Here is a 1,305-nt window from a genome sequence, read left to right as displayed (position 1 = left end):
GCCGGAACGTCCTCAGGGCGGTGGCCGGCGTCGGCATGGGGATCGGGAGGTGCTGGCTGCGATCATCTTCGTGGCCACCTCTGGGTGCACCTGGAACCAGCTCCCGCCCGGCTTCGGCCCCTCCGGAGTGACGGCGTTCCGGCGCTTCACGGAGTGGTCGCAGGCCCGGGTGTGGGCCAAGCTGCACCGCCTGGTCTTGGATGAACTCGGTGCCCGCGGCGCGTTGGACTGGTCGAGGTGCGCGATCGATTCCGTGAGCGTCAGGGCCCTCAAAGGGGGCCGTTGACGGGACCGAATCCGACCGATCGTGGCAAGCCAGGATCGAAAATCCATCTGATCGTCGACCGCAACGGCCTGCCCATCTCGATAGGCATCTCAGCCGCCAATGACCACGACAGCCAGGCCCTGATCCCGCTGATGCGAGGGATACCACCGATCCGCTCCCGCTTCGGCCCCCGTCGCCGCCGCCCCGCAAAGCTCCACGGCGACAAGGGCTACGACTACGACCACCTGCGCAACTGGCTGCGACGACGACAGATCGTGCCCCGCATCGCGCGGCGCGGAATCGAAGCCTCCGATCGGCTGGGCCGGCACCGCTGGGTGGTCGAGCGAACCATGTCCTGGCTGAACGGATGCCGACGCCTGCACCGCCGCTACGAACGCAAGCCTGAGCACTTCCTCGCCTTCGTCGGCATCGCCAGCACCCTGATCTGCTACCGCCGCATCATCAAATGAAATGGCGTCTTACGGCGAGTGGCCAAGGTGCACCGCTCAATTCGGTGTGGAGCGGGGCTGCCAATGCGCGCCGAGCAGAGTTGAACATGTTCAGCTTTTGTGGCAGCGTGAGCGCTTGACGATCTGGTGTGCGAAGCAACCAGGGTTTGACGTACGCAAGGGGGAGTCATGCGTGATGAACGAGGGCGAGTCGCTGCGGGGTTGCGTGGAGTGGTCTTGGCGGTCGCGGTGTTGACGCTGGCCACGGGGTGCATAGGGCAGCCACAGACATTGGCTCGGGCCGACATCGTAGGCACCTGGACCGAGGGCGATACCGGGACCCTGCTCTTCAAGGACGACGGCACCGTCGTCGTAACCAACCTTGCCGAGTTCAATAACGACGGCGACAAGGTGTCGGAGTGCAGCGGCACCGGCGAGTGGAGCGCGTATCCCGACGACAAGGAAGCGCGGAAGGTTTGGACCACCGTCTGCGACGGCAACCCGTGGGAATTCGGCGGCTCGAAGGCGCATCCGAAGATGCGGCGCAGCGTGGGAGATCCTGATAACGGGGACGATCAAACCCTCAGCCGC

General features: G+C 65.4%; 1 protein-coding gene and 1 pseudogene. Both read left to right on the top strand.

From position 1 onward, the window contains the following. Positions 1–735 (top strand): IS5 family transposase gene (locus ACFYW3_RS39165; protein WP_389389051.1). Its coding sequence is split into 2 segments (ribosomal slippage), with 733 coding nucleotides annotated over them: positions 1–274 and positions 277–735; the frame shifts between segments, so codons are not numbered across the junction. This gene is flagged as partial in the annotation. A 216-nt stretch (positions 736–951) separates the two neighbouring features. Then, a pseudogene (locus tag ACFYW3_RS39160) lies at positions 952–1,305 on the top strand (hypothetical protein); the annotation flags it as partial.

Source organism: Streptomyces sp. NPDC002602, from assembly GCF_042889445.1.
GTDB lineage: Bacteria > Actinomycetota > Actinomycetes > Streptomycetales > Streptomycetaceae > Streptomyces.
Note: the sequence above shows the minus strand (reverse complement) of the source record. Positions and strands in the feature narration are given on the sequence as shown.